Origin of the sequence: Actinophytocola sp. (assembly GCF_050699935.1) — a bacterium.
Classification (GTDB): domain Bacteria; phylum Actinomycetota; class Actinomycetes; order Mycobacteriales; family Pseudonocardiaceae; genus Actinophytocola.
On sequence record NZ_JBOHGB010000094.1, the window covers coordinates 1 to 21673 of the forward strand.

At 71.9% G+C, this 21673-nt stretch carries 18 protein-coding genes; 11 read left to right on the plus strand and 7 right to left on the minus strand.

The window, feature by feature from the left end:
* A partial coding sequence (locus tag ACRDTB_RS25435) for an MFS transporter (protein ID WP_431434247.1) occupies positions 1-1260 on the minus strand: 1260 nt, incomplete at its 3' end.
* A 179-nt stretch (positions 1261-1439) separates the two neighbouring features.
* On the opposite strand from ACRDTB_RS25435, the gene ACRDTB_RS25440 reads away from it, so the two are divergent.
* The 3 genes from ACRDTB_RS25440 (at position 1440) to ACRDTB_RS25450 (ending at position 4380) form a co-directional block, all read left to right on the plus strand.
* Positions 1440-2438, plus strand: coding sequence for a sigma-70 family RNA polymerase sigma factor (locus tag ACRDTB_RS25440; protein ID WP_431434249.1), 999 nt, complete (start codon positions 1440-1442; stop codon positions 2436-2438).
* Positions 2435-3004, plus strand: coding sequence for a TIGR03086 family metal-binding protein (locus ACRDTB_RS25445; RefSeq protein WP_431434251.1), 570 nt, complete (start codon positions 2435-2437; stop codon positions 3002-3004). Before ACRDTB_RS25440 ends, ACRDTB_RS25445 begins: the two co-directional genes overlap by 4 nt.
* A 176-nt stretch (positions 3005-3180) precedes the next feature.
* Positions 3181-4380 (plus strand): cysteine desulfurase-like protein, encoded by a 1200-nt coding sequence (locus ACRDTB_RS25450; protein WP_431434253.1) that lies wholly within the window; start codon positions 3181-3183, stop codon positions 4378-4380.
* Here the strand turns inward: ACRDTB_RS25450 and ACRDTB_RS25455 are convergent, their stop codons facing one another.
* Positions 4381-4737, minus strand: a complete 357-nt coding sequence (locus ACRDTB_RS25455; protein WP_431434255.1) for an STAS domain-containing protein — start codon at positions 4735-4737, stop codon at positions 4381-4383.
* An 80-nt stretch (positions 4738-4817) separates the two neighbouring features.
* Entirely contained in the window at positions 4818-6086 is a 1269-nt protein-coding gene (locus ACRDTB_RS25460; RefSeq protein WP_431434257.1) for a hypothetical protein, read from the minus strand.
* A gap of 245 nt (positions 6087-6331) precedes the next feature.
* On the opposite strand from ACRDTB_RS25460, the gene ACRDTB_RS25465 reads away from it, so the two are divergent.
* From ACRDTB_RS25465 to ACRDTB_RS25490, 6 genes are all read left to right on the plus strand, one after another.
* Positions 6332-7126, plus strand: a complete 795-nt coding sequence (locus tag ACRDTB_RS25465; protein WP_431434259.1) for a transglycosylase SLT domain-containing protein — start codon at positions 6332-6334, stop codon at positions 7124-7126.
* A gap of 298 nt (positions 7127-7424) precedes the next feature.
* A complete protein-coding gene (locus ACRDTB_RS25470; RefSeq protein WP_431434261.1) occupies positions 7425-8690 on the plus strand; it encodes an MFS transporter in 1266 nt (421 codons plus the stop codon).
* Positions 8691-9243: 553 nt separating this feature from the next.
* Positions 9244-10431, plus strand: coding sequence for a GGDEF domain-containing protein (locus tag ACRDTB_RS25475; protein ID WP_431434262.1), 1188 nt, complete (start codon positions 9244-9246; stop codon positions 10429-10431).
* Between the two features lie 73 nt (positions 10432-10504).
* Positions 10505-12742 carry a hypothetical protein gene (locus tag ACRDTB_RS25480; RefSeq protein ID WP_431434264.1) on the plus strand — a complete coding sequence of 746 codons (2238 nt, stop codon included), beginning with the start codon at positions 10505-10507 and terminating at the stop codon, positions 12740-12742.
* A gap of 148 nt (positions 12743-12890) precedes the next feature.
* Complete coding sequence (locus ACRDTB_RS25485) at positions 12891-14591, plus strand: LCP family protein (RefSeq protein ID WP_431434266.1); 1701 nt, start codon at positions 12891-12893, stop codon at positions 14589-14591.
* Positions 14592-14747: 156 nt separating this feature from the next.
* Positions 14748-15239 carry a helix-turn-helix domain-containing protein gene (locus ACRDTB_RS25490; RefSeq protein WP_431434268.1) on the plus strand — a complete coding sequence of 164 codons (492 nt, stop codon included), beginning with the start codon at positions 14748-14750 and terminating at the stop codon, positions 15237-15239.
* Between the two features lie 51 nt (positions 15240-15290).
* On the opposite strand, the gene ACRDTB_RS25495 is transcribed toward ACRDTB_RS25490, so the two are convergent.
* The gene (locus tag ACRDTB_RS25495) at positions 15291-16748 is read right to left on the minus strand and encodes a flavin-containing monooxygenase (protein WP_431434270.1); all 1458 of its coding nucleotides are present in this window, start codon (positions 16746-16748) and stop codon (positions 15291-15293) included.
* A 69-nt stretch (positions 16749-16817) separates the two neighbouring features.
* Here ACRDTB_RS25495 and ACRDTB_RS25500 point away from each other — a divergent pair, with 69 nt between their 5' ends.
* Together ACRDTB_RS25500 and ACRDTB_RS25505 are read left to right on the plus strand one after the other, a co-directional pair.
* A complete protein-coding gene (locus ACRDTB_RS25500) occupies positions 16818-17432 on the plus strand; it encodes a TetR/AcrR family transcriptional regulator (RefSeq protein WP_431434272.1) in 615 nt (204 codons plus the stop codon).
* 85 nt (positions 17433-17517) lie between these two features.
* Positions 17518-17967, plus strand: a complete 450-nt coding sequence (locus ACRDTB_RS25505; RefSeq protein ID WP_431434274.1) for a hypothetical protein — start codon at positions 17518-17520, stop codon at positions 17965-17967.
* On the opposite strand, the gene ACRDTB_RS25510 is transcribed toward ACRDTB_RS25505, so the two are convergent.
* From ACRDTB_RS25510 to ACRDTB_RS25520, 3 genes are all read right to left on the minus strand, one after another.
* Positions 17960-18181: a DUF3618 domain-containing protein gene (locus ACRDTB_RS25510; RefSeq protein ID WP_431434275.1), complete on the minus strand. Its 222-nt coding sequence runs from the start codon at positions 18179-18181 to the stop codon at positions 17960-17962. The genes ACRDTB_RS25505 and ACRDTB_RS25510 overlap by 8 nt on opposite strands.
* Positions 18182-18284: 103 nt before the next feature.
* Positions 18285-19757: a hypothetical protein gene (locus ACRDTB_RS25515; protein WP_431434277.1), complete on the minus strand. Its 1473-nt coding sequence runs from the start codon at positions 19755-19757 to the stop codon at positions 18285-18287.
* Complete coding sequence (locus ACRDTB_RS25520; RefSeq protein WP_431434278.1) at positions 19754-21577, minus strand: dynamin family protein; 1824 nt, start codon at positions 21575-21577, stop codon at positions 19754-19756. Before ACRDTB_RS25520 ends, ACRDTB_RS25515 begins: the two co-directional genes overlap by 4 nt.
* Between the last annotated feature and the right edge of the window lie 96 nt (positions 21578-21673).

The window sequence follows — 21673 nt, forward strand, 5'->3', positions numbered from 1 at the left end:
CTCGGCGGCGGCCCCGGGCCCGCCGGCCGGCACCGCGACCCGGCTCGCGTACACGGCCGCGCCGATGCTGCCGAACGCCGCCAACCCGATCGCGATGCCCAACTCGTTGCTGGTCTCCGACACCGACGCGGCGGACCCGGCCCGCCGCGGCGGCGCGGAGCCGACGAGCAGGTCGGTGCCCAGCGCGGTCGGCGGCGCGACGCCCACGCAGGCCAGCAGGAAGCCGGCCACCAGGAACGGCAGCCCGCCGGTCACCGACACCCGCGTGATCAGCAGGCAGCCGAGCGAGGCGACGAGCAGGCTCACGGCCATCACGGACGCCGGCCGGAAACGGCGGGCCAGCAAGGGAGTCAGCTGGGTGCTGGCGATCATCGCGACCGTCTGCGGCACCGTCCACAGCCCGGCCTCCAGCGGCGTCATGCCCAGCACCTGCTGGAAGAACATCGGGATGAACAGGAACGTCCCGGCCATCACGATCGCGCCGCCGAACATGATCGCGAGGCAGGACCGGAACGAGCGGTTCGCGAACAGCCGCAGGTCCAGCAGCGGGTGCGCGAGCCGGCGCTGCCGGAGGACGAACACCACGCCGAACACCAGCCCGGCCGGGATCGCGGCGACCGCGAGCGGGCTCACGCCCCTGGTCAGCTCCTTGACCCCGTAGACCACCGGCAGGATCGCGGCGAGCGAGAGCGCCACGCTGGTCAGGTCCAGCCGGCCCGCGGTGGTGTCGCGGTACTCGGGCAGCAGCGCGGGCGCGGTCGCCAGCAGCACCACCATCACCGGGACGGCGAGCAGGAACACCGAGCCCCACCAGAACCACTCGAGCATGACCCCGCCGACCAGCGGGCCGATCGCGGTGCCGACCATGAAGCTGCTCATCCACACCGCGATCGCCACGCCCCGCTGGCGGGCGTCGTGGAACATGTTGCGGATCAGCGCGAGCGTCGAGGGCATCAGCGTCGCGCCGGCCACACCGAGCACCGCGCGGGCGGCGATCAGCATCTCGGGGCTCGTCGAGCACGCGGCCACCAGCGACGCGGCGCCGAACGCGGAGGCGCCGAACATCAGCAGCCGGCGCCGGCCGATCCGGTCGCCGAGCGTGCCCATCGTGACGAGGAAACCGGCCAGCAGGAAGCCGTAGATGTCGAGGATCCACAGCTGCTGGGTGCTGCCGGCGGCGAGGTCGGCCGACAGGTGCGGCAGGGCCAGGAACAGCACGCTCATGTCCAGCGACGCGAGCAGCGTGGGCAGGGCCAGCACGGCCAGCCCGATTCACTCCCGGCGCGTCGCGGTCGGGTCGTGCACGGTGGGTCCTCCCGGGTCCGGTGCGTTCGTCGCCCGTACCGACCCGGCCCGCGTGGGAAACTCATCGGCGCACCGATGACTTTCCGGGGCTCGGCTGGTCACGACTGACGCAGGCCGCCTGAGAGGAGCTCGCCGTGACCGTCGCGGACCGACCGGTGGAACCGGACTTCCTGAGCCAGGCCGACCCGTACCGGCGTGAGCTGCTGGCGCACTGCTACCGGATGCTCGGCTCGGTGCACGACGCGGAGGACCTGGTGCAGGAGACGTTCCTGCGTGCCTGGCGCGGGTTCGACCGGTTCGAGGGCCGCTCGACGCTGCGCACCTGGCTGTACCGGATCGCGACGAGCGCCTGCCTGACCGCACTGGAGAGCAGGGGCCGCCGCCCGCTGCCGACCGGTCTCGGCGGCCCGGGCGACGCGGCCGGCCAGCCGCTCGAGGAACGGCCGGACGTGCCGTGGCTCGAGCCGATGCCGTCCGGCACCGAGCCCACCACCGATCCCACCACGGACCCCGCGACCATCGTGACCTCGCGGGAGAGCATGCGGCTCGCGTTCATCGCCGCGCTGCAGCACCTGCCGCCGCGCCAGCGCGCGGTGCTGATCCTGCGGGACGTGCTCGCGTGGCGGGCGGCCGAGGTCGCCGAGCTGCTCGACACGTCGACGGCCGCGGTGAACAGCGCGCTGCAGCGGGCGCGGGCGCACCTGGACGAGGTCGCCCCGACCCGCGACTCGGTGACCGAGCCGTCCGAGGAACGCACCCGGGAGCTGCTGGAGCGCTACGTGGCGGCGTTCGAGCGCAAGGACGTCGACGCGATCGTGGCACTGCTCGCGCAGGACGCGGTGTGGGAGATGCCGCCGTTCGCCACCTGGTTCCAGGGGCCCGAGCAGGTCACGCGGCACCTCGTCGGCCAGTGCCCTGGCGGGCCGGGCGACTTCCGGCTCGTGCCGACGTCGGCGAACGGCGCGCCGGCGCTGGCGATGTACCTGCGCTCGGCGGAGGATGGCGTGTTCCGCCCGTTCTGCCTGCAGGTGCTCACCGTCGGAGGCGCCGCCTTCACCCACGTCGTGTCGTTCTTCGACCACCGCCTGTTCGACACCTTCGGCCTGCCGAGCAGCCTGCCGGGCTCCCCGTGACCACCGACGCGCTGGCGCCGCTGCTCGGCGGGGTCGGGCTGCTGGAGCGGGCGATCAACTACACCCTGGGCGTGCTGCATCCGGTGCGCGGCGCGGAGCTGTCGGCGCCGACGCCGTGCGGCTCGTGGACTCTTCACGACCTGCTCGTCCACGTCGACGAGTCCCTGCTTGCCCTGCACGAGGCGGCCGGCGGTCACGTCGACCTCGCGCCCGCCGGCCGCACGCCGGGCGACCCGGTGACCGCCGTGCGGAACCACGCGAGCGGCCTGCTCGGCGCCTGGACCAGCAGCCGGCACACCGGCGTGACCATCGGCGACGCCGTCCTGACGACCGGGATCCTCGCCACCGCGGGCGCGCTGGAGGTGGCGGTGCACGGCTGGGACGTCGCGCGCGCCACGGGCCGGTCCCGCCCGCTCCCACCCGCGCTGGCCGAGGAGCTGCTCGCGCTCTGCCCGCTGCTCGTCCGCGACCTCGACCGCCCGGCCCGCTTCGCCGCCCCCGTGCCGGTGCCCGCCTCGGCCCTCGCGGGCGACCGGCTCCTCGCCTTCCTCGGCCGCCGACCGTAACGTCACGTGAGCGAGCGCGAACCGAGGAGCCCACTAGTGACCGCACTGGACGAGCCGCGTGTCCGCCAACCGCACCTAAGGGGAACGGGACGCGACCCAGCCACAAGTACGTGCCGAACCGGACGACATAAGCCCAAGGCGACCAAGAGGGTCAAATCCGGGGAGGCGGAGCATTCGTGACCTACGACGTCGACGCCGTGCGCGCCCGGTTCCCCGCGCTCGCCGAGGGCGCCGCCCACTTCGACGGGCCCGGCGGGTCGCAGACCCCGGCCGCGGTGGCCGACTCCGTCGCGGGCACGCTGCGGTCGGCGGTCGCCAACCGCGGGTCGGTGACGCGGGCGGAGGCGCGGGCGGAGGAGATCGTCGTGGCGGCCCGGGCGGCGGCGGCGGACCTCGTGGGCGGGGTGGCCGGCGGCATCGTGTTCGGGCGGAGCATGACGCAGCTGACCTACGACGTCTCCCGCGCGCTCGCGAAGGAGTGGGGCCCGGGCGACGAGGTGGTGGTGAGCCGGCTCGACCACGACGCGAACATCCGCCCGTGGGTACACGCCGCCGCGGCGTCGGGCGCGACGCTGCGCCGGGCCGACTTCGACCCGGCCACCGGGGTTCTGTCCGCGGCCGACGTCGAGGCGGTGCTGTCGTCGCGAACCCGGCTGGTCGCGGTCACGGCGGCGTCCAACCTGCTGGGCTCCCGCCCGGACGTGCCGGCGATCGCGGCGGCCGCGCGGGCCGCCGGTGCGCTGACCTATGTGGACGGCGTGCACCTGACCCCGCACGACGTGGTCGACGTCGCCGCGCTCGGGGCGGACTTCTTCGCGTGCTCGCCGTACAAGTTCCTCGGCCCGCACCTGGGCCTGCTGCACGCGACACCGGCCCTGCTCGAGTCGGTGCACCCGGACAGACTGGCGCCGATGCCGGACACCGTGCCGGAACGGTTCGAGCTCGGCACCCTGCCGTACGAGCTGCTGGCCGGGACCACCGCGGCGATCGACTTCCTGGCCGGGCTCGTGGGATCGACGGGCACGCGACGCGACCGGCTCATCGGGTCGATGACCGCCCTGGAGAAGCACGAGGCGGCGCTGCTGGACCGGCTCGACGACGGCCTGGCGTCGATCCCGCGCGTGATCCGCTACGGCGACCCGGCCCGCCGCCGCACGCCGACCGCGCTGTTCAACATCGAGGGCGCCACCCCGGCGCGGATGTACCGCGGCCTGGCCGAGCGCGGGGTGAACGCGCCGGCGGGCACGTTCTACGCGCTGGAGTGCGCCGACCGCCTGGGCCTGGGCACGGCGGGCGCGGTCCGCGCGGGGATCGCCCCGTACACCACCGAGTCCGAAGTGGACAGACTGCTGACCGCGGTCGCCGAGCTCGCCTGATCAGGAGGCGCCGATCGCCTCGTCGACGGTGTCGTGTACGGAGAAGACCTGGTCCAATGCGGTGACCTGGATGGCCCGCGGCACCACGCTGCCGGTGGCCACCAGCTCCAGCGGGATGCCGCGGTCCTGGCACCTGTTGTGCTGGTCGACGAGCAGGGCGAGCCCCGCGGAGCCGATGAACGTCACCGCCGACAGGTCGATCACCAGGGGCGACGGCTCGGCGGACACCTCACCCACCGAGTCCAGGCGGTCACGCAGGACGGGCACGGTGGCGAGGTCCAGCTCCCCACGCACCGACACGACCACGGCAGTGCCGCGGGCGTCGATGTCCACTGTCAGCAGATCTGAGGATCCCACGTCGCCTCCAGCCGATCTCAAACCGCCGGTCAGCGTACCCACCCGCGCGGGAAACCGGTGCATGAAAACACCCACACGCGTTACGCGGGCGGGCCGACCGTCCTGGCGAGCAGCGCGGTGAGCTCGCCGGTCGCCACATCGCGATACGCCGCGGAGATCAGCAGCCCCTCCAGCGCGCGCAGCCAGCACTCGAGGTCCGTGCGCGACACGAGCCCGGTGTCGGCCCGCACGGTCACGCCGGAGCCGTCCACGAGCACCGCGAACGCGTCTCGGTCCGACCGCTCGCCCCAGGTCAGGGAGGTCCGCAACGCGGACGCCCGCAACGTGGCCTCGTCCGGCAGGGCGGGCACGTCGCGCCGGGTCAGCCGGGTGTCGTCGAAGCGCGCGAACGGCGCCGCGGTCACCGCGTTCGCCAGCAGATCCGGGTCGTAGCGGGCGAACCGGTGCGAGCGCATCGCCTCCCGCCACGCCCGCTGCACCAGGTCGCTGAAGGTCGGCACCGCCACGTCCAGCACCAGCACGCCGTCCTGTGCGATCGTCGCGACCACGTCCCGCCGGTCGGGATAGAACCGGTTGCTCACCACGGTGCGCAGCCCCACGACCCGCCCACCGGTCAGCGAGCCGACCAGGCCCGCGGTCGCGGCCAGGTACACCGTCGACGCGCTCACCCCGTGCCGGCCGGCGATCGCGTGCGCCGCGGTGTCCATCGCCGCCGACCGCAGGGTCGCCGTGCACCGCCCGCCCCGCTCGTGGGTCGGCACGGGATCCAGGCGGCCCAGCTCGTCGGTCCAGAACCGGATCGCCCGGCCGGTCAGCCGGGCGCCGTGGTCGGAGCGTTGCAACCGCGCGTCGTCGACCGGCTGGGGCGCCGCACGCGCCGGCAGCGGGCCCCGCAGCAGCAGGGCCAGGTCCGTGGCGACGACATCCATGCCGTCGTGGTCGACCGCGAGCGCGCTGCACACGAGAACGGCGTGGCGGACGAACTCGCCCGGCACGATCAGCGCCACGCGCAGCGGCCACTCCGCGCCGTGGTCGAAGGGCCCCTGGAGCCGCTCCCGCGCCTGCTCCGCGGCGAACATCGACTCACCGGGCCCGCACCGCACCAGCTCCACCACCAGCGTCCCGCTCTCGAACACCCGCTGCTCGTCCTCGCCGGTGAGGCGGGTGCGCAGCGCCTCGTGCCGGCCGACGAGGCGGGCCAGCGCGTCGGCCGCGCGTGGCACCGGGACGTCCGGCACGGGCACCACCCGGACCTGGGGCACGCCGGTGTCGGCGGACCGCAGGACGTGCCGCTGCCCCCAGGTGAGCGGGGCGCTGCGGCCCCGCTCTCCGGCGAACACGATCTTCATACGACTCACTTCGGTGGGTGGAGCGATGAAGGAACCCGGACGGCGCCGGAGTCTGGCACGCCGTGATCTTTCAGACAACCGGCCGGAAGTGTGCAGTCCCGGCCGGGTCGTGTCCGCCTGTGCAACCGACCTGCTCGCTCGTGCAGCGGCGCTGGTGCCGGACGGCCGGTGCCCGGCACGCTCGGCTCGTCAACGACGTCCCAAAGTGACGCCCCAGTGACGTCCCGATGCCGTGGAGGCTCGCCGTGTCCAAGCTCTCCCCCGAGCAGATCGCCCAAGCCGCGCACGACGCCGGGTTCCGCGGCGACGACCTGACCACCGCCGTCGCCATCGCACTCGCCGAGTCCTCCGGCGACCCGCGCGCGCACAACCCCGTGCCGCCGGACGACTCCTACGGGCTCTGGCAGATCAACATGATCGGCGCGCTCGGCCCGGACCGGCGCGACCAGTTCGACCTCGACGCCGACAAGGAGCTGTTCGATCCGGAGACCAACGCGAAGGCCGCGTTCGCGATCTCCGGCGACGGCAACTCGTTCCAGCCCTGGACGACCTTCACCAGCGGCGCCTACGAGGAGCACCTCGATGAGGCACGAAAAGGCGTACGGGCCATGCGAAGCGACGACCGGGGCGACGGGAACGACCGGGGCGACGGTAAGGGAGACAAGGGAGACAAGGGAGACTCGCGCGGCGGCGACCGGGGACGCAACGGCGGCGGGGGCGACGGCTTCCGGGTCGACCCCGACGCGCTGGCCGGCTACGCGAAGAGCGCGCGCACCATCGCCGACGAGCTCGCCGCACTGCGCGCCAAGGAACTGCACAAGGTCCGCTCGGTCGCCGACGACAGCTTCGGCCGGATCGGCAAGGAGACCGGCTTCGCCGACGCCCTCAACAGCTTCGGGCAGTCGCTGCAACGACAGGTGCGTGGCGCCGGGCGGAAAGCGGACACGTTGGCCGCTTCGGTCACGAAGACCGCCCGTCACTACCGCGAGCAGGACGCCGACATCGCTGACGAGCTGTTGGCTCTGCTGCAAGGAAAGTAGGGTCGCTCGCAACGGTGACGCGGAGTTGTCCACAGCTCAAAGCGTTGCGGCACACCCACTCTGAGCTGCCCAAAGGTCTGCCGAAATACGCCGAAAGGGGTACATCTGGTATCTGGGAACAGGGCGAGACCAACCACCGATGCCCACGGTTCTCACCGCTGCCGGTACTCTGAGCTACGTGGTGATGACCAAATGAACATCATCGCGAGGGCTAGAAGTAGTTGACCGCGTACCGCGTGTGTCGAGCGCTGCCGGTCGACCACGTCTGGGGGGCGGTGTTCCGCCACGACGGCGGGGCATGCCGACGAAGTCGACACGGGGGTTGACGTTGAGCCAACGGGCGCCGGGATTCTCCGCCGTACTGGCGGTCCCGGAGTTCCGCGCGCTCTGGTTCGCGGAAGCCCAGTCCGTGTTCGGCGACCAGCTCGCCAAGGTCGCGCTCACGATCCTCGTCTACGACCGGTCCGGCTCCGCACTGCTGGCCGCCACGGTCTACGCCCTCACGTTCCTCTCCGCGCTCGCCGGCGGGCTGGGCCTGTCCCAGCTCGCGGACCGGTTCCCGCGCCGGCCGCTGATGGTCACCTGCACGCTGGCACAGTCCGTCGTGGTCGGGCTGATGGCCCTGCCCGGGATGCCGCTCCCGGTGCTGTGCGCACTGGTGTTCGCGATCGGCCTGATCCAGTCGCCGGCCCTGGCCGCGCAGAACGCGGTGACCCGGGAGGTCTTCACCGACGACGAGCTGTACCTGCGCAGCCAGGATCTGCGTGGGATCACGACGAACACGCTCATGCTGCTCGGTCTCGCCGGCGGCGGCGTGCTGGTGGTCGCGCTCGGCACCAGCTGGGCCCTGGCGATCGACGCGGTGACGTTCCTCGTGAGCGCGGTCGTGGTGCGCTGGTACGTGAAGAACCGGCGGACCGCGGGCAGCAGCGAGGACGGGTGGTTCACCGCCGCCAGGTGGGTGTTCGGCAACCGGCGGATGCGCCTGCTGCTGACGCTGTCCTGGCTCGTCGGCCTGGTCGTCATCCCGGAGGGCCTGGTCGCGCCGCTGGCCGAGGAGCTCGGTGCCACCGACGCGGCGGTCGGCTGGCTGCTCGCGGCCGACCCGCTCGGCTTCGTGATCGGGACCTACGTGCTGTCCCGGTTCGTCACGGCCGAGAACCGGATACGGATCATGGGCGTGCTGGCGACGTGCTCGTCGGCGACGCTCATCGCGTTCGCGTTAACGCCACATGTCTCGATCGCGATTGTCTTGCTAGCACTGGCCGGAGCATTCGGCGCCTACCAGATCACGGTCAGCGCGACGTTCAACACGGTGGTGCCCAACGAGATCCGCGGCGGCGCGTACGGAGTCATCCGAACCGGGCTACGGGTCTCCCAGGGCATCGGGGTCGCCATCGGCGGAGCGGTGGCGGAGCTCATCGGCTCGAGCACGGCGACGATCGCGCTCGCCGGGCTACTCGGCGTGCTCATCGCCGTCCCGGCGACCGTCGCGTGGGCACGGTCGAACCGTTCCGTCAGCGACGTGCGGCTCACGCCCAATCTGAACACGCTGCCGTCATGACACCCGTGCGGCCCGGAAAATCGGGCGGAACGGGCCGGCAGCGTGGCGAATCACATCTCGCGATCCCTCATCGCTGTTCACCTCCACGGCGGGTCACCAGAGCCGAGCATGGCCTCCCCCCAGGCATTTTGTCAGCGGGTCACATCTCGCGATCTAACATCATCACTGCTCACCTCCGGACAGGGACGGGGGAAGGTAGACCGTGGCGCCCGCGGGATCACGGCCGTCTTTGGCGCACGGGCATGCTAGCCGCTGATGCCGGAATACGGCAGCCGCCTCCTTCGAGGCACACTTGCGTGTGACACGGAGGGAGGGGACGACACACATGAGTTTCACCGCTCACGACGGCCCTGGGCACGCGTCGCCTCGTGAGACTCCCCCCAGCACGATCGACGGGCGTGGGAAGGAGCAGACTGAGCGCGATCAGGGGCACCTACCTATTGCGCATACAAGTGTGAATGATCAACGCGATTTTCGACACCGTGGCGGCCAATTTGTAGTGCATTTGCGTCAGTGGGCGCTCTGGCGCCAGCCACCGCGACTGATCGCCTACATGCTCGTAGGCGAGCTCGCGACCATCACGGTCATCGTGCTGACCTCGGTGACCGCGCCGATGCCGCGCACGGCCGACTGGCTGCGGTTCGCCACCCTCGTCGTCTGCGCGACCGTCCACCTCCAGCTGTCCCGGCGGCAGGAGGAGGCCATGCGCAGCCGGAAGCCGATCGTGCACATCGACCTGGTCGGCATCTGGTCGTTCGCCGCCATCGTGGTCCTGCCCGTCCACCTCGCACTGTTCAGCATCCTGATCGGCCGTACGCAACGCTGGTTCGTCGGCCGCCGGCCGCTGTGGCGGTACGTGTTCACGAGCGCCAGCATCCTGCTCGCCGCGCTCGCCGCTCACGAGGTGGTGGCCGCCTTCGGGCCGCGCGGCTTGTCGGCGCTGACGGTGCCCGGCTCGTTCACCGTATTCGGCATCCTGATGCTCGCCGGCCTCATGTACTTCTCCGTGCAGGCCGTGATCGTCGCCGTCGGCCTGGTCCTGCTGAGCAGCTCGCGGCCGACGCTCGCCGTGCTGGGCACCAAGGACGACAACGAGCTCGAGGCGCTCACCATCGCGCTGGGCACCGTCGCCGCCATCCTCCTGGTGAACCTGCCGGCCGCGCTGGCGATCATCGTGGTCATCAGCGTCATCGGGAACCGGATCGCCGAGGTCCGCCAGCTCCAGGTCGACGTGCGCACGGACCCCAAGACCGGCCTGCTGAACATGCGCGGCTGGCGGGAGGGCGCGGAGCGGGCACTGTCACGAGTGGAGCGGGCGAACGGCTCGGCGGCCGTGCTGATGGTCGACCTGGACCACTTCAAGTCCATCAACGACACCTGGGGACATCCGGCCGGCGACGACATGCTCGAGTACGTGGCGCACGCGCTGCGCGGGGCGACGCGGCCGAGCGACATCATCGGCCGGTTCGGCGGCGAGGAGTTCGTGGTGCTCCTGCCCGAGGCGGACGCCGGGGAGGCCGAGCAGGCGGGCGAGCGCATCCGCCGGACGATCTCGGAGCTGCACGTCCCGACCACCGACAAGCGCGGCGGCCCGGTGGCGATCACGGACCGGACGACCTCCATCGGCGTGGCCGTGTACCCGCAGCACGCCAAGGGCCTCGGTGAGCTGCTGCAGGCCGCGGACGCGGCGGTCTACGAGGCAAAGGAGAACGGACGCGACCAGGTCCGCCTGGCGTCCTGAGCCGAACGAGGCCTCGCAAACCAGCTGATCCGGCTGGATCCCGGCAGGTAACCTTCGACCCCATGGGGACCCGATGATCGGGGAGGCGTCGGACGGCCCACCGTGGGCGAGCGGGCGGGTCGCAACAGGTATACCGCGGTTGCGGTGGCTCGTCGTGATGATCCTGGCCGCCGCGACCTTCGCGGTCATCGCCTCACGACCGAACCCGCCCGAGACGCGCACGCCGACCGGCGACGTCGCCAAGATCGAGCGCGCCATCTCCGCCCAGCTCGACCCCGCCTCCGGCCGCGACCCACTCCGTGACCTGCCGGCCGACTTCACCCGGGTGACCGGGCGCGATCCGGTCCACCAGCGCGCCCCCGACGGCACCGTGCGCGCCGTCCACCCCGGCGGCGGCTGCTCCTCCCCGTGGGGCGACACGCGCTGGGACTACAGCGTCGGCTGCCGCGCGCACGACCTCGGCTACGACATGCTCCGCTACGCCGAGCACAAGGGGCAGCCGCTCCGCCCGGAGCTGCGCGAGCGCCTCGACGACCGGCTCTCGATGGACATGCACGCCCAGTGCCAGTTCAACCCGCGCGGCTCGCCCGCGTTCTGCGAGGTCGTGGCGTCGCTCTACACCGTCGGCCTCGTCGTCAACTCCTGGCACCAGCGGTGGGGACCGCCGCGCAGCGAGCCGGTCGGGCCCTGGTCGGTGGCCATGGTCGTGATCATGCTGCTCATCGCGCTCCGCGCGCCCGCGATGGTCCGGCACGGCGTCCGGCACGGTGCCCGACACGGCCCGCGCCGGACGCCCACCCGGCCACCGCTCGACCCCACCGAGCTCGAGCAGGCCGCCTACCTCAACTTCCTCCGTATCCTCAGCCTGACCGGCATCGTGGTGGCCGAGACGGTCCTCGCGTTCACCATGCGCGGCACCGCCGAGGCCGCCTGGGTCTGGCCGCTGACCTGGCTGCTGCAACTGGTCCCGCTGTTCTTCCTCGCCGGCGGGCACGCGAACCTGCTCGCCTGGCGGGCCGCCCGTGACGCCGGCGCGGGCTACGGCACGTACCTCGTCGGCCGGATCGGCTGGCTGATCCGGCCGGTGTTCGCGTTCGTCGTCGCCTGGCTCATGATCCCGCTGTCGCTGGAGCTGCTGGCGGCGCCGGAAACCGCGATCAGGGCGTTCGGCCGGCTCATCGTCCAGCCGCTGTGGCTGCTCGGCCTCTACCTGCTCGTCGTGGCCCTGACCCCGGCGATGTACCGGCTGCACCGCCGCCTGCCGGTCGCGACGCCGCTCGCGCTGCTGGCCGGCGTGGTCACGCTGTCCGCCGCCGGTGGCGCGGTCGGCACGCACGTCGGCGGTGTGCTCGTGGCGCTGCTGTTCGGCCAGCTCGCCTTCCACTACGCCGACGGCACGCTCTGGCGGGTGCCGCGCTGGGCGCTCGTGGCTTGCGCGCTGGCCGCGTTCTGCGGGCTTGTCGCGCTGACCACGCTGGGCGCCCAGCCGAAGCTGCAGCTTGCCGTGCCGACCGGGTACGCGGCGTTCGCGCCGTCACTCGCCGGTGTGCTGCTGCTCGGGCTCGTGCAGACCTGCCTGGTGGCGCTGCCGCGGGAGCGGGGGCTGCGGGTGGTGGCGACGAGCCCGCCGGCCCGCGCGATGGCCGTCATCCGCGCCGCGCCGATGACCGTCTACCTCGTCTACCTGTGCGCGATGCTGTTCCTCGAGGGCGTGGTCGGGGTGGCCCGCCGCGCCGGCGTGGGCTCCAGCGGCATCGACTGGCTGCTGCGCCCGCGCACGATGCTCGCGCTCGGCATGATCGCGCTGCCGACGCTGATCACGTTCCTGCTCTTCGAGCGCCGCGGCACCTCCCGCCCGGCACCATGGTCCGACACCGGCCCGGAACCGCGGCTCGACGGGCCGCCGGAGGAGGAACGGCGGGCCTGGGTGGACACGCTCGCCGCCGGGCTGGGCGTGGCGTTCGGGGCGCTCGGCGTGCTGGGCTTCGCGGTCACCGGTCTGTCCGGGTGGTCGGAGTCCTCGACGCTGCTGGGCCTGCCGATCGACCCGATGGCGAGCCTCATCCACCTGCTGCTCGGCTGGTACCTCGTGCACTGCGTCCACCTGCGGACGAGCTCGCGGCCGGGCCCGTGGCTGGTGACCGCGATCGCCTGCGTGCCACCGATGATCACCACGATGAGCGGTCCGGGAACCGTCGTGCACGGCACGACGATGGTCGCGGCGCTGGCGGTCGCGGTCGTGTGCGCGCAGTGGGTGCGGACCCAGCCGGACGCCGCACCGGTGCCGGCTACCAGCGGAGCGACCCGCTGAGGCGCACACTTGGCGTACGAATAGCGCACCGGTCCAATCACCGTGAGCGACGTATGCCACTCTACGGGACAACCGAAATGCGCCCCGGCACGTCTACGAAGTGTCAGGGGAACGGGTCTCTACCGGAATAGCTGCGGGAGGAGCCGGGGTGAACCGACGGCCGCCGAGGTCAGACGGCCAACCGGCGCGTGAGGGGCGGGAGCCGCCCGCCGGCCGGCGCGCGTCCGCGAACGCCGGCCGCGTCGTCGGTGGCCCGGCTTCCGGCTCGCGCCCGTCCCGCACCTCCGACGCCCGCTGGCTGCCCCGGGCCGACGAGCCGACCGAGAAGATCGCCAGCGGCCGCCGCCCCCGACCCGGCCCCCAACCCCGCCCCCGTCGGCGGCTGCTCGTGAGCGGCAAGTTCGTGCTCACCGTCGTCTCCGTGCTCATCCTGGCCGTCACCGGCTACTACTGGCGTGAGCTGAAGCCGTGGCAGGACGGGTTGACCACCGCCGACGTGATCGACCAGGCGCCCACCGAACGGCCCGCGGACGGCGCCATCGACATCCTGATGGTCGGCATGGACAGCCGCACCGACGCGCAGGGCAACCCGCTGTCCGACGAGCAGCTCGCGCAGCTGAGGGTCGGCGAGTCCGACGAGGTGCTCAACACGGACACCCTGATCATGATCAGGATCCCCAACGACGGGAGGAAGGCGGTCGGCCTCTCGCTGCCGCGCGACTCCTTCGTCGAGATCCCCGGGTACGGTGAGCACAAGATCAACTCGGCGTATCTGCGGGCCAAGAACGACGCCATGCGGCGACTGCGCGACGAGGGCGTGGCGGACGAGTCGGACCTGCAGGTGCGCTCCAACCAGGAGGGCGCGAAGAACCTGATCGCGACCGTGCAGAAGCTGACCGGCGCGACGATCGACCACTACGCCGAGGTCAACCTGCTCGGGTTCTACGACATCACGAAGGCCGTCGGCGGCATCGACGTGTGCCTCAAGGAGCCGGTCGACGACTGGCGCTCCGGCGCGCGCTTCAAGGCCGGCCGGCAGAACCTGTCCGGGACCCGCGCGCTCGCGTTCGTGCGGCAGCGGCACGGGCTGCCCAACGGCGACCTGGACCGGATCGTGCGCCAGCAGGTCTTCATGACCGGCATGGCGAAGAAGGTGTTCTCCCAGGACATGCTCACGCCCGGCTCGGAGGCGCTGGACCGGCTGCGGGACGCGGTACAGAAGTCCGTGGTGCTGGACGAGGACTGGAACGTCATCGAGTTCGCCCAGCAGATGATGAACTTCACCGGCGGCAACGTGTCCTTCCAGACGATCCCGGTCGGCCGCATCGACCTGGAGACCCCCGAGGACGGCTCGGCGGTCGAGGTGGACCCGGACGAGGTGCAGGCGTTCGTGGAGGGCCTGCTCGGCAAGAAGCCGGCCCCGGAGAACGGCGAGCCCGATGAGGGCGACGGCGACGACGCCGCGAACGAGCAGGTCACCGTGAACGTCCGCAACGCCAGCGGGCAGGCCGGCGTGGCCCAGGCGGTGGCCGACTCGCTCGCCGGGAAGGGCTTCACCACCGGCGACGTGGGCAACGCCGACCTGCGCGACACGACGGTCGTGCGGTACGCCGACGGCGAGCAGGACTCCGGCGACCAGGTCGGCGAGGCGATCGGCGGCAACCCGGTCGTCGAGCCGGACCCGAACCTGCCGCCGGGCACGGTCACGATCCTGCTCGGCGCCGACTACGACGCCGGCTCGGTCGCCGACGCGAGCGGGGACGGGCTCGCCCACCCGCCGCTGCTGCGGCTGGCGCCCGGTGCCGCCCAGCAGGTGGGGCAACCCGACGAGGCCGGTTGCGTCTACTGACTCCGCCGGCCGGACGGGCCGCTCTTGGGCCACCGGATGCAAATTGCACTCGCAAACTGTGAAAACTCGCGTAATCACTCGCGGGTTCATCGCTTCCTCTTATGTCGGCATCTCGGTCGGGCCACGCCGGCCTGCCGCTCGGAGAGAGGGGCGATCGTGCGGCTGGACACAGCGACCTACCAGCGGGTTCTCGGCGACGAACTACGCCGGCTGCGCAAACAGCGTGGCTGGACCCGGCGAGATCTCAACCGCCGGCTGCAGAGCGACATCTCCCTCCAGACGCTGGCGACCTACGAGCTCGGCACCCGGCAGTGCTCGGTGGTTCGCCTGGTCGAGATCTGCCTCGCGCTCGACGAGGTGCCCCACGAGCTGATGGCCCGGGTGCACCAGCGGGTGTTCAGCGACTCCCCGGTCGGCCGCATCCGGATCGATCTGCGCCAGGTCGTCGGCACCGAGCAGTCGAAGCTGGGCCCGCTCCGCCGGTGGGCGCAGGGAAAGCTGACCGAGACCAACGGTCATCAGCCGCCCGAGGTGAGCCTCGACATCGCGGCACTGGAGCGGATGGCGGAGCTGTGCGGCATGGAGACCGTGGAGCTGATCGCCCGGTTGAGACAGCTCACCGGCCCGGTGACCGACCCCGACGACTGACCCCGGCGACTGACCACCGCACGGCGCCCAGCGGACCAGCCGGCAGACCAGTCAGTCGACCAGCTCGTACTCGGCCGGTTCGAGGCGGCGGGTGCGCTGCCAGTAACGCCAGGTGAACCCGGGCCAGATGGTCCGGTTCACGCCGTGCGCGTCCAGGTACCAGCTCGTACAGCCACCCTGCGTCCACACCCCCTTGACCAGCTTGCGCTGGATGTCCGACTGGAACCGCGCCTGCGCGCTCTCCCGCGGCTCGAGCGCCGCCACCCCCGACCGCTCCACCAGGGACATCGCCTGGGCCACGTAGCGGATCTGGGACTCGATCATGAAGACCACCGAGTTGTGGCCCAGCGCGGTGTTCGGGCCGAGCAGGAAGAACAGGTTCGGGTAGCCGGACACCGTGATCCCGTAGTGGGTCCGGATCCCGTTCGTCCGCCATTCCTTCGACAGGTCACGACCGTCGGTACCGGTGATGTTGACGTAGTCGAACGCGTCGGTCACGTGGAACCCGGTGCCGTAGATGATCGCGTCGACCTCGTGCTCGGTGCCCGCGGTGTCGACGATCGAGTGGGCCCGGACCTCGGCGATCCCGTCGGTCACCACGGACACGTTGGGCCGGGTCAGCGCAGGGTAGTAGTCGTTGGCGAGGAGCACCCGCTTGCAGCCCATCACATAGTCCGGTGTCAGCTTGCGGCGCAGCTCCGGGTCGGCGATGGCCTTGCGCATGTGCCGCGACGCGATCCGCTGCGCGAGCTTCAGCAGCCCCGGCCGCCCGTTGAAGCCCATCGCGCGCGACTCGAGCAGCCAGTAGATCAGGCCGCGGTACAGGCGCTGCGCGCCCGGCACGGCGCGGAACAGCCGCTGCGCCCAGCCCGGGATCGCATGGTCGAGCTTGGGCATGATCCACGGCGGCGTCCGCTGGAACACGGTCAGCGACCCCACTTCGGGCGCGATGCGCGGGATGAACTGGATCGCGCTCGCGCCGGTGCCGACCACCGCGACCCGCTTGCCGGACAGGTCGTAGTCGTGGTCCCAGTGCGCGGAGTGGAACGCCGCGCCCGCGAAGTCCTCGATGCCCGGCAGGGTCGGCACGTTCGGGATGTGCAGCCCGCCGATGCCGGACACGACGAACCGCGCGACGAACTCGTCACCGGTGGCGGTCGTGACGTGCCAGCGGCTCTCGTCGGCGTCCCAGCGCGCTCCGGTCACCTCGGTGCCGAAGCGGATGTGGCGGCGCAGGCCGAAGGACTCGGTGACCCGCCGCAGGTACGTCCAGATCTCCGGCTGCGGCGAGAAGGACCGCGTCCACTCCGGGTTCTGCGCGAAGGAGAACGAGTACATGTGTGACTGGATGTCGCACGCGCAGCCGGGGTAGGTGTTGTCGCGCCAGGTGCCACCGACGTCGTCGGCCTTCTCCAGCACCACGAAGTCGTCCCGGCCGGCCCGCTTGAGCTGGATCGCCATGCCCAGCCCGGAGAACCCGGTGCCGATCACGACCGTGTGCACGCGCATGCCGCCTCCTCGATCCCGTCCTGGACACCTACCTTACTCGGAGTAGGTTACTTCCGGTAGAGTAGCGCTGTGGCCACCACCGAGCCCAAGCGTCGCCGCATGCCGCGGGCGGAGCGCGAGCGGCAGATGATCACCATCGCCGAGGAGATCTTCGCCGAGCGCGGCTACCAGGCGTCCTCGATGGACGAGATCGCCGAGCGGGTCGGGGTCTCCAAGCCGATGATCTACGAGTACTTCGGCTCGAAGGAAGGCCTGCTCGTCGCCTGTATCCGGGCTGCGCGTGCCGAGCTGCTCGCGATCACGCTGGCCTCGGTCGAGGGCATCACGTCGGCCGAGGAGGCGATGCGTCGCGGGCTGGAGGCGTTCTTCGCGTTCATCGACTCGCACCGGCGGTCCTGGGAGCTGCTGCGCCAGGAGGCGGCGGTCGCCGGCCAGGCGGCCATGGACGAGATCGAGGGGATCCGCCAGCAGCAGACCGAGGTCAACGCCGCCATGCTCGCGTCGTACCTGCCCGGTGCGCGGGCGCGGGAGCTGGAGGCGTACGGCGAGGTGATCGTCGGCGCCTGCGAGCGGCTGGCCACCTGGTACGTCGCGCGCGAGGACGTCACGGCCGGGGACGCGGCGGCGATCATCATGCGGACCGTGTGGTACGGGCTCGCGACCAGCACGCACGGTGACCGCTAATCGATTAGGGTCCCGCTCAGCGTGTCTTTCCCATCGGAAAGGTGTGCAATGGGGAGACAGGAGTGCTGCCGAGAGGGGCGGAGCGATGCCGGATCCTATTGAAGCGAACTATGTCCCGGACGGGGATGACTGGGTGGTGACCGTGTCCGGGCGCGGTCAGCGCCTCACCGGCAAGGCACCCGGGCTCATCGCGGCGCGCGACCGTGCGGACCAGCTGGTGGAGAAGCTCGCGCCGGAGGAGAAGTTCCGCACGGTCGTGCACATGCTCGACGGCGACGCGGTCCGGTTCACCAACGCCTACCTGACCGCCCGGCTGGCCCGGCCCGCCGAACCGGCCGCGGCCGAGGAGAAGCCCGCGCCGAAGCCGTCACCGAAGCCGAAGCCGAAGCCGAAGTCCACGGCGAAGTCCACCGCCAAGCCCGCGCCGAAGCCCGCCCCGGATCAGCAGGCGGCCGAGCCACCCGCGCCACGCGAGCACAGCAGCGTGCCGTCGAAGGCCGCCGCCAACCGCGGCCGCGGCGCCGCGACTAGCTGAAGATCTTCCTCAGGATCAGCAGGAAGATCAGCGCGGCGACACCGATCAGCGGGTACTTCACCTTGGGCGAGGCCAGCGTGGTACGCGCACTCGACCTGGCGCCGTCGACGAGCCGCTTCGGGCTCGCCTTGGTGCCGAGCTGGTCGAGCGTCGACGCGAGCGCGTCGCGTGCCTGCTCGATCTCGCGCTGAATGGTATCGGGGTCGCGAGCCACGGTTCCTCCTCGCACGGCCAGTCCAGTCGCCAACCGTAGAGGACGCCCCGCGCCGGCTCACGCAGGCCCGCCGTGAACGCCTGCGTCCTTTCAGTGCGTCCTTTCAGTACAGGGCGAGCTGGGCCACCATGCCCTCGCAGCTGCGCACCACCACGCGCGCCGCGTGCCGCTGGCCGGTGCCCAGGGCGTGGTTCTCCGCCTGCTCCTGCCACCGGCGCAGCGCGTCCGACACCGCGCCGTGCAGCTCCGCGCCGCTCGGCTCGTGGTCGAAGCCCAGGCGCGCGGCCAGGCCCGTGCCCACCCCGCCGACGAGCCGCCGTGCCTCGTCCGCCAGCGGGTCCGGCAGCTCGGTGCGGCCGCCGTGCAGCGCGGCCAGCAGGCGTAGCTCGCGGAACTCGTGCGCGCTCACCACGAGCTGCTCCAGCGCCGTGACGAGCCAGCGGGCCGCCGGGCGTGGTTCCATCCGCAGCACGACCTCCAGTGCCAGCAGGGCCGACCGCGCCTTGAGCACGTCGTGCCGGTCGGTGAAGCACTGCTTGATCGACTCGCGCAGCTCGACGAGCCCGCTGCGCGCCACCAGCTCCGCCGAGAGCGCCTCGTGCTCGTCGAATCCCTGCCGGATCAGCGTGGTCGCGAGCCGCACGCCGAACAGCCCGAACCGGTCGAGCAGCGCCCCCCGCGTCCGACCGTCCAGCCGCACCGGCACGCCGTCGCCGGCGAACCGGTCCGCCGAGACCAGGCAGCTCTCCAGCTCGCGGCGCGGCACGGTGGCGAGCATCGTGAGCGAGGTGACCTCGGCCGGCGTCAGGGTCCGGCCGGTGTGCGCGAGCAGGCCGGACACCGCGATCACGTTCTGGCACAGGCCACGCAGGCCGGTGTCGGTCCGGTAGCGCCGCGCGATCCGCTTGGCCGAGGTGAGCGCGTCGATCCGGCCGCCGCCGGCCTCGTCGGCCCGGGACAGCACGACGATGGAGTTGACCGGTGTCTCGCGTGCGATCGGATGGTCCTGAATGGACTGGAGGAAGCCGACGTCCGTGCCGTGCAGGTTCCGCATGAGGTACAGCACCGCGTCGGCGTCCAGCGAGATGCGCGACGCGACGTCGGTCGCGGCGTCCGATGTGGACGTCGCGGGCTCGATCGGCTCGGCCCCGATCGCCGGCGTGTCGATCAGGGTGAGCCCGCGCAGCGCCCGGCTCGGCCAGTCCACCACGATCCGGTCCAGCGACTCCGCCTGCCAGCCCTCGAGGTCGATGTGCAGCTGACCGTCCACCCTGGCCACCGGCGCGTCAGACGGCGGCGCCTGCGTCGGGTACAGCTGCGCGCGCGGCACCGCACCGCCGCGGTACCAGGTCAGCACGCTGCCCTCCGCCACGAGCAGCGGCGCGACCTCCTCCCCCACTAGGGAGTTGACCAGCGTGGAGCGCCCGGTCTGCGGCAGCCCGGCGACCGCGAGCCGCAGCGGCTCGGCGAGCCGGTCGATGTGGCGGCGCAGCCAGTTCGTCGCACGCGGACTGTCGCCGTACAGCTCGAGCGCGTCGGTGAGCATCCCCCGCGCCCGCTCCGCGAGCTCGGTCACGCGGTGAGCCCCCGCCGCCGCGCGTTCGGCGTCACCAGTGCCTGGCTCCGCTTGTGCAGGCCGACGAGCCGGTCGACCTCGGCCGAGATCTCCTGGCTACGCCGCCGCCGGTCGGCGAGATCCGCCTCGGCCGCGCGCTTGGCCTCGGTCGCCCGCTCGGCGATCCCGGTCTGGAGCCGCTCCACGACCGAGGTGAAGTGGTCCCGCAGCCGCCGCTGGATCAGCCGGGCCGTGTCGCGGATCTCCTTGCCGTAGGACAGGAAGAAGTCGTCGACGTGCCGCTGCGCCGCGGTCTTCGCGGTCGCCTGCCGCCGCTTGAGCCGGCTGCCCCGCTCGTCGACGATGCTCTTCGCGCCGAACACGGCACCCGCACCGATCGAGATCGGGTTGAACAGACCCATGCCGACGACCGTGGTCGCGAGACCGAACATCAGCAGGCCGCCGTAGGACCCGCGCAGGCCGACGTAGAGCTGCTGGCCGATGGAGAACTTCTCGATCCGCGGCGGCGTCAGGTCGCCGATGTGGTCGAGCAGGTCACCGGCGTCCGCGGCGTCCGGCACGGCCTCGTCGAGCGCCACCTGTCTCGCGATCTTGGTGGACAGCCACTGGAACCGCTCGATCAGCCATTCGAAGTTGGTCTCCGCCGTGTCCGCGAGGCTGTCGCACAGCCAGTATTCGAACTCGTCCCACGCGCGCGCCGGATCGGCCGCGTCGAAGTACTCCTCGGAGATGCGGACGATCTTGCGGGTCCGCTCCCGCAGGTCGTACTCGATGTCGGAGAGCAGGTCGGCCACCTCGTCGCCGAGCATGGTCTGCCAGCGGCTGGACCGCCGGCGCAGCTCGTCGAGCCGGTGCTGGGCGGCCCGGTACTGCACGTGCGCCTGGCCGAGCTTGCCGCCCCTGGCCTCGGCGAGCTCCTGGTTCAGCGGGGTCAGCAGCTGCTCGGTCGCCGTCGCGGACGCCACCGCCGCGCTGCGGCTGGCCAGCACCTCGCCCTGCCCGAGCACGTCCTGGCGCAGGCACTTCACCAGCTCGACGAAGCCCGACTCCTCGTTGAGCTCCTGGTCGCCGGTGCGCGCCGCGGTCAGCCGGACCGACGCGGACACCGGGACGACCTTCACGGCCAGCCCGGCCGCGGCGAGCCGGGCCCGGTTGCGCTCGGCCACCCGCCGCCAGCGCGGCACGATGTCGATCTTCGTGAGCACGACGGTGACGGCCGGGCAGAGCTTGGCCACCTTCTTGAGCAGCTCGAGCTCGGAGGCGCACAGTTCGCACGTGGCGTCGGAGATCATCAGGACCGCGTCGGCGTTGGCCAGGACCGCGAACGTGGCGGCGGTGCGCCACGAACCGACGCCGCCCAGGCCGGGGGTGTCGATCAGCACGAGGCCGCCGGTGAGGAGGTCACGCGGGAGGCCGACCTCGGCGTGCACGTCGTGCCGCCGGGTCGCGAGGCCCTTGCTCGCGACGTCCTCGACGGGCACGGGCACCCGGGCGGGCTCGGCGCCCGCCGGACCGATCGCGCGTCTGCCGGCGGTCGGCACGTCGGTCACGAGCGCGGCGGTGGGCACCTCGGCATGCTCGACCGCGGTCGGCGTCATCGTGGTGACGTCGTCGCCCACGGCACAGACCGGGGCGTTGACCAGCGCGTTGACCAGCTGGCTCTTGCCCTGGTTGAGCTCGCCGATGACCGGCACCCGCACGCGCGGGTCGAGCAGCAGGGCACGTCTGCGCTCGAGCTTGCCGGCCAGATCAGTGCGGTGGTGAGTGATGCAGGCCGCGATGGTGTCGTCGAGAACGGTGAGCCAGGGCGGAGTCCTCACCCGGGTGAGTGTGCCGTGCTAACCCATATGGATGAAAGGGGGGCCGAGACCCGAGATCAAACTCGCAGGTCCCGGCCCCCGATCGGGGTGGGGCAT

Bases quoted from the DNA above. Each gene is read 5' to 3' on its own strand.
- ACRDTB_RS25460 (WP_431434257.1), bottom strand. From the start codon at position 6,086: ATGAAGATCGTGTTCGCCGGAGAGCGGGGCCGCAGCGCCCCGCTCACC.
- ACRDTB_RS25470 (WP_431434261.1), top strand. From the start codon at position 7,425: ATGCCGACGAAGTCGACACGGGGGTTGACGTTGAGCCAACGGGCGCCG.
- ACRDTB_RS25475 (WP_431434262.1), top strand. From the start codon at position 9,244: ATGCTCGTAGGCGAGCTCGCGACCATCACGGTCATCGTGCTGACCTCG.
- ACRDTB_RS25480 (WP_431434264.1), top strand. From the start codon at position 10,505: ATGATCGGGGAGGCGTCGGACGGCCCACCGTGGGCGAGCGGGCGGGTC.
- ACRDTB_RS25495 (WP_431434270.1), bottom strand. From the start codon at position 16,748: ATGCGCGTGCACACGGTCGTGATCGGCACCGGGTTCTCCGGGCTGGGC.
- ACRDTB_RS25505 (WP_431434274.1), top strand. From the start codon at position 17,518: ATGCCGGATCCTATTGAAGCGAACTATGTCCCGGACGGGGATGACTGG.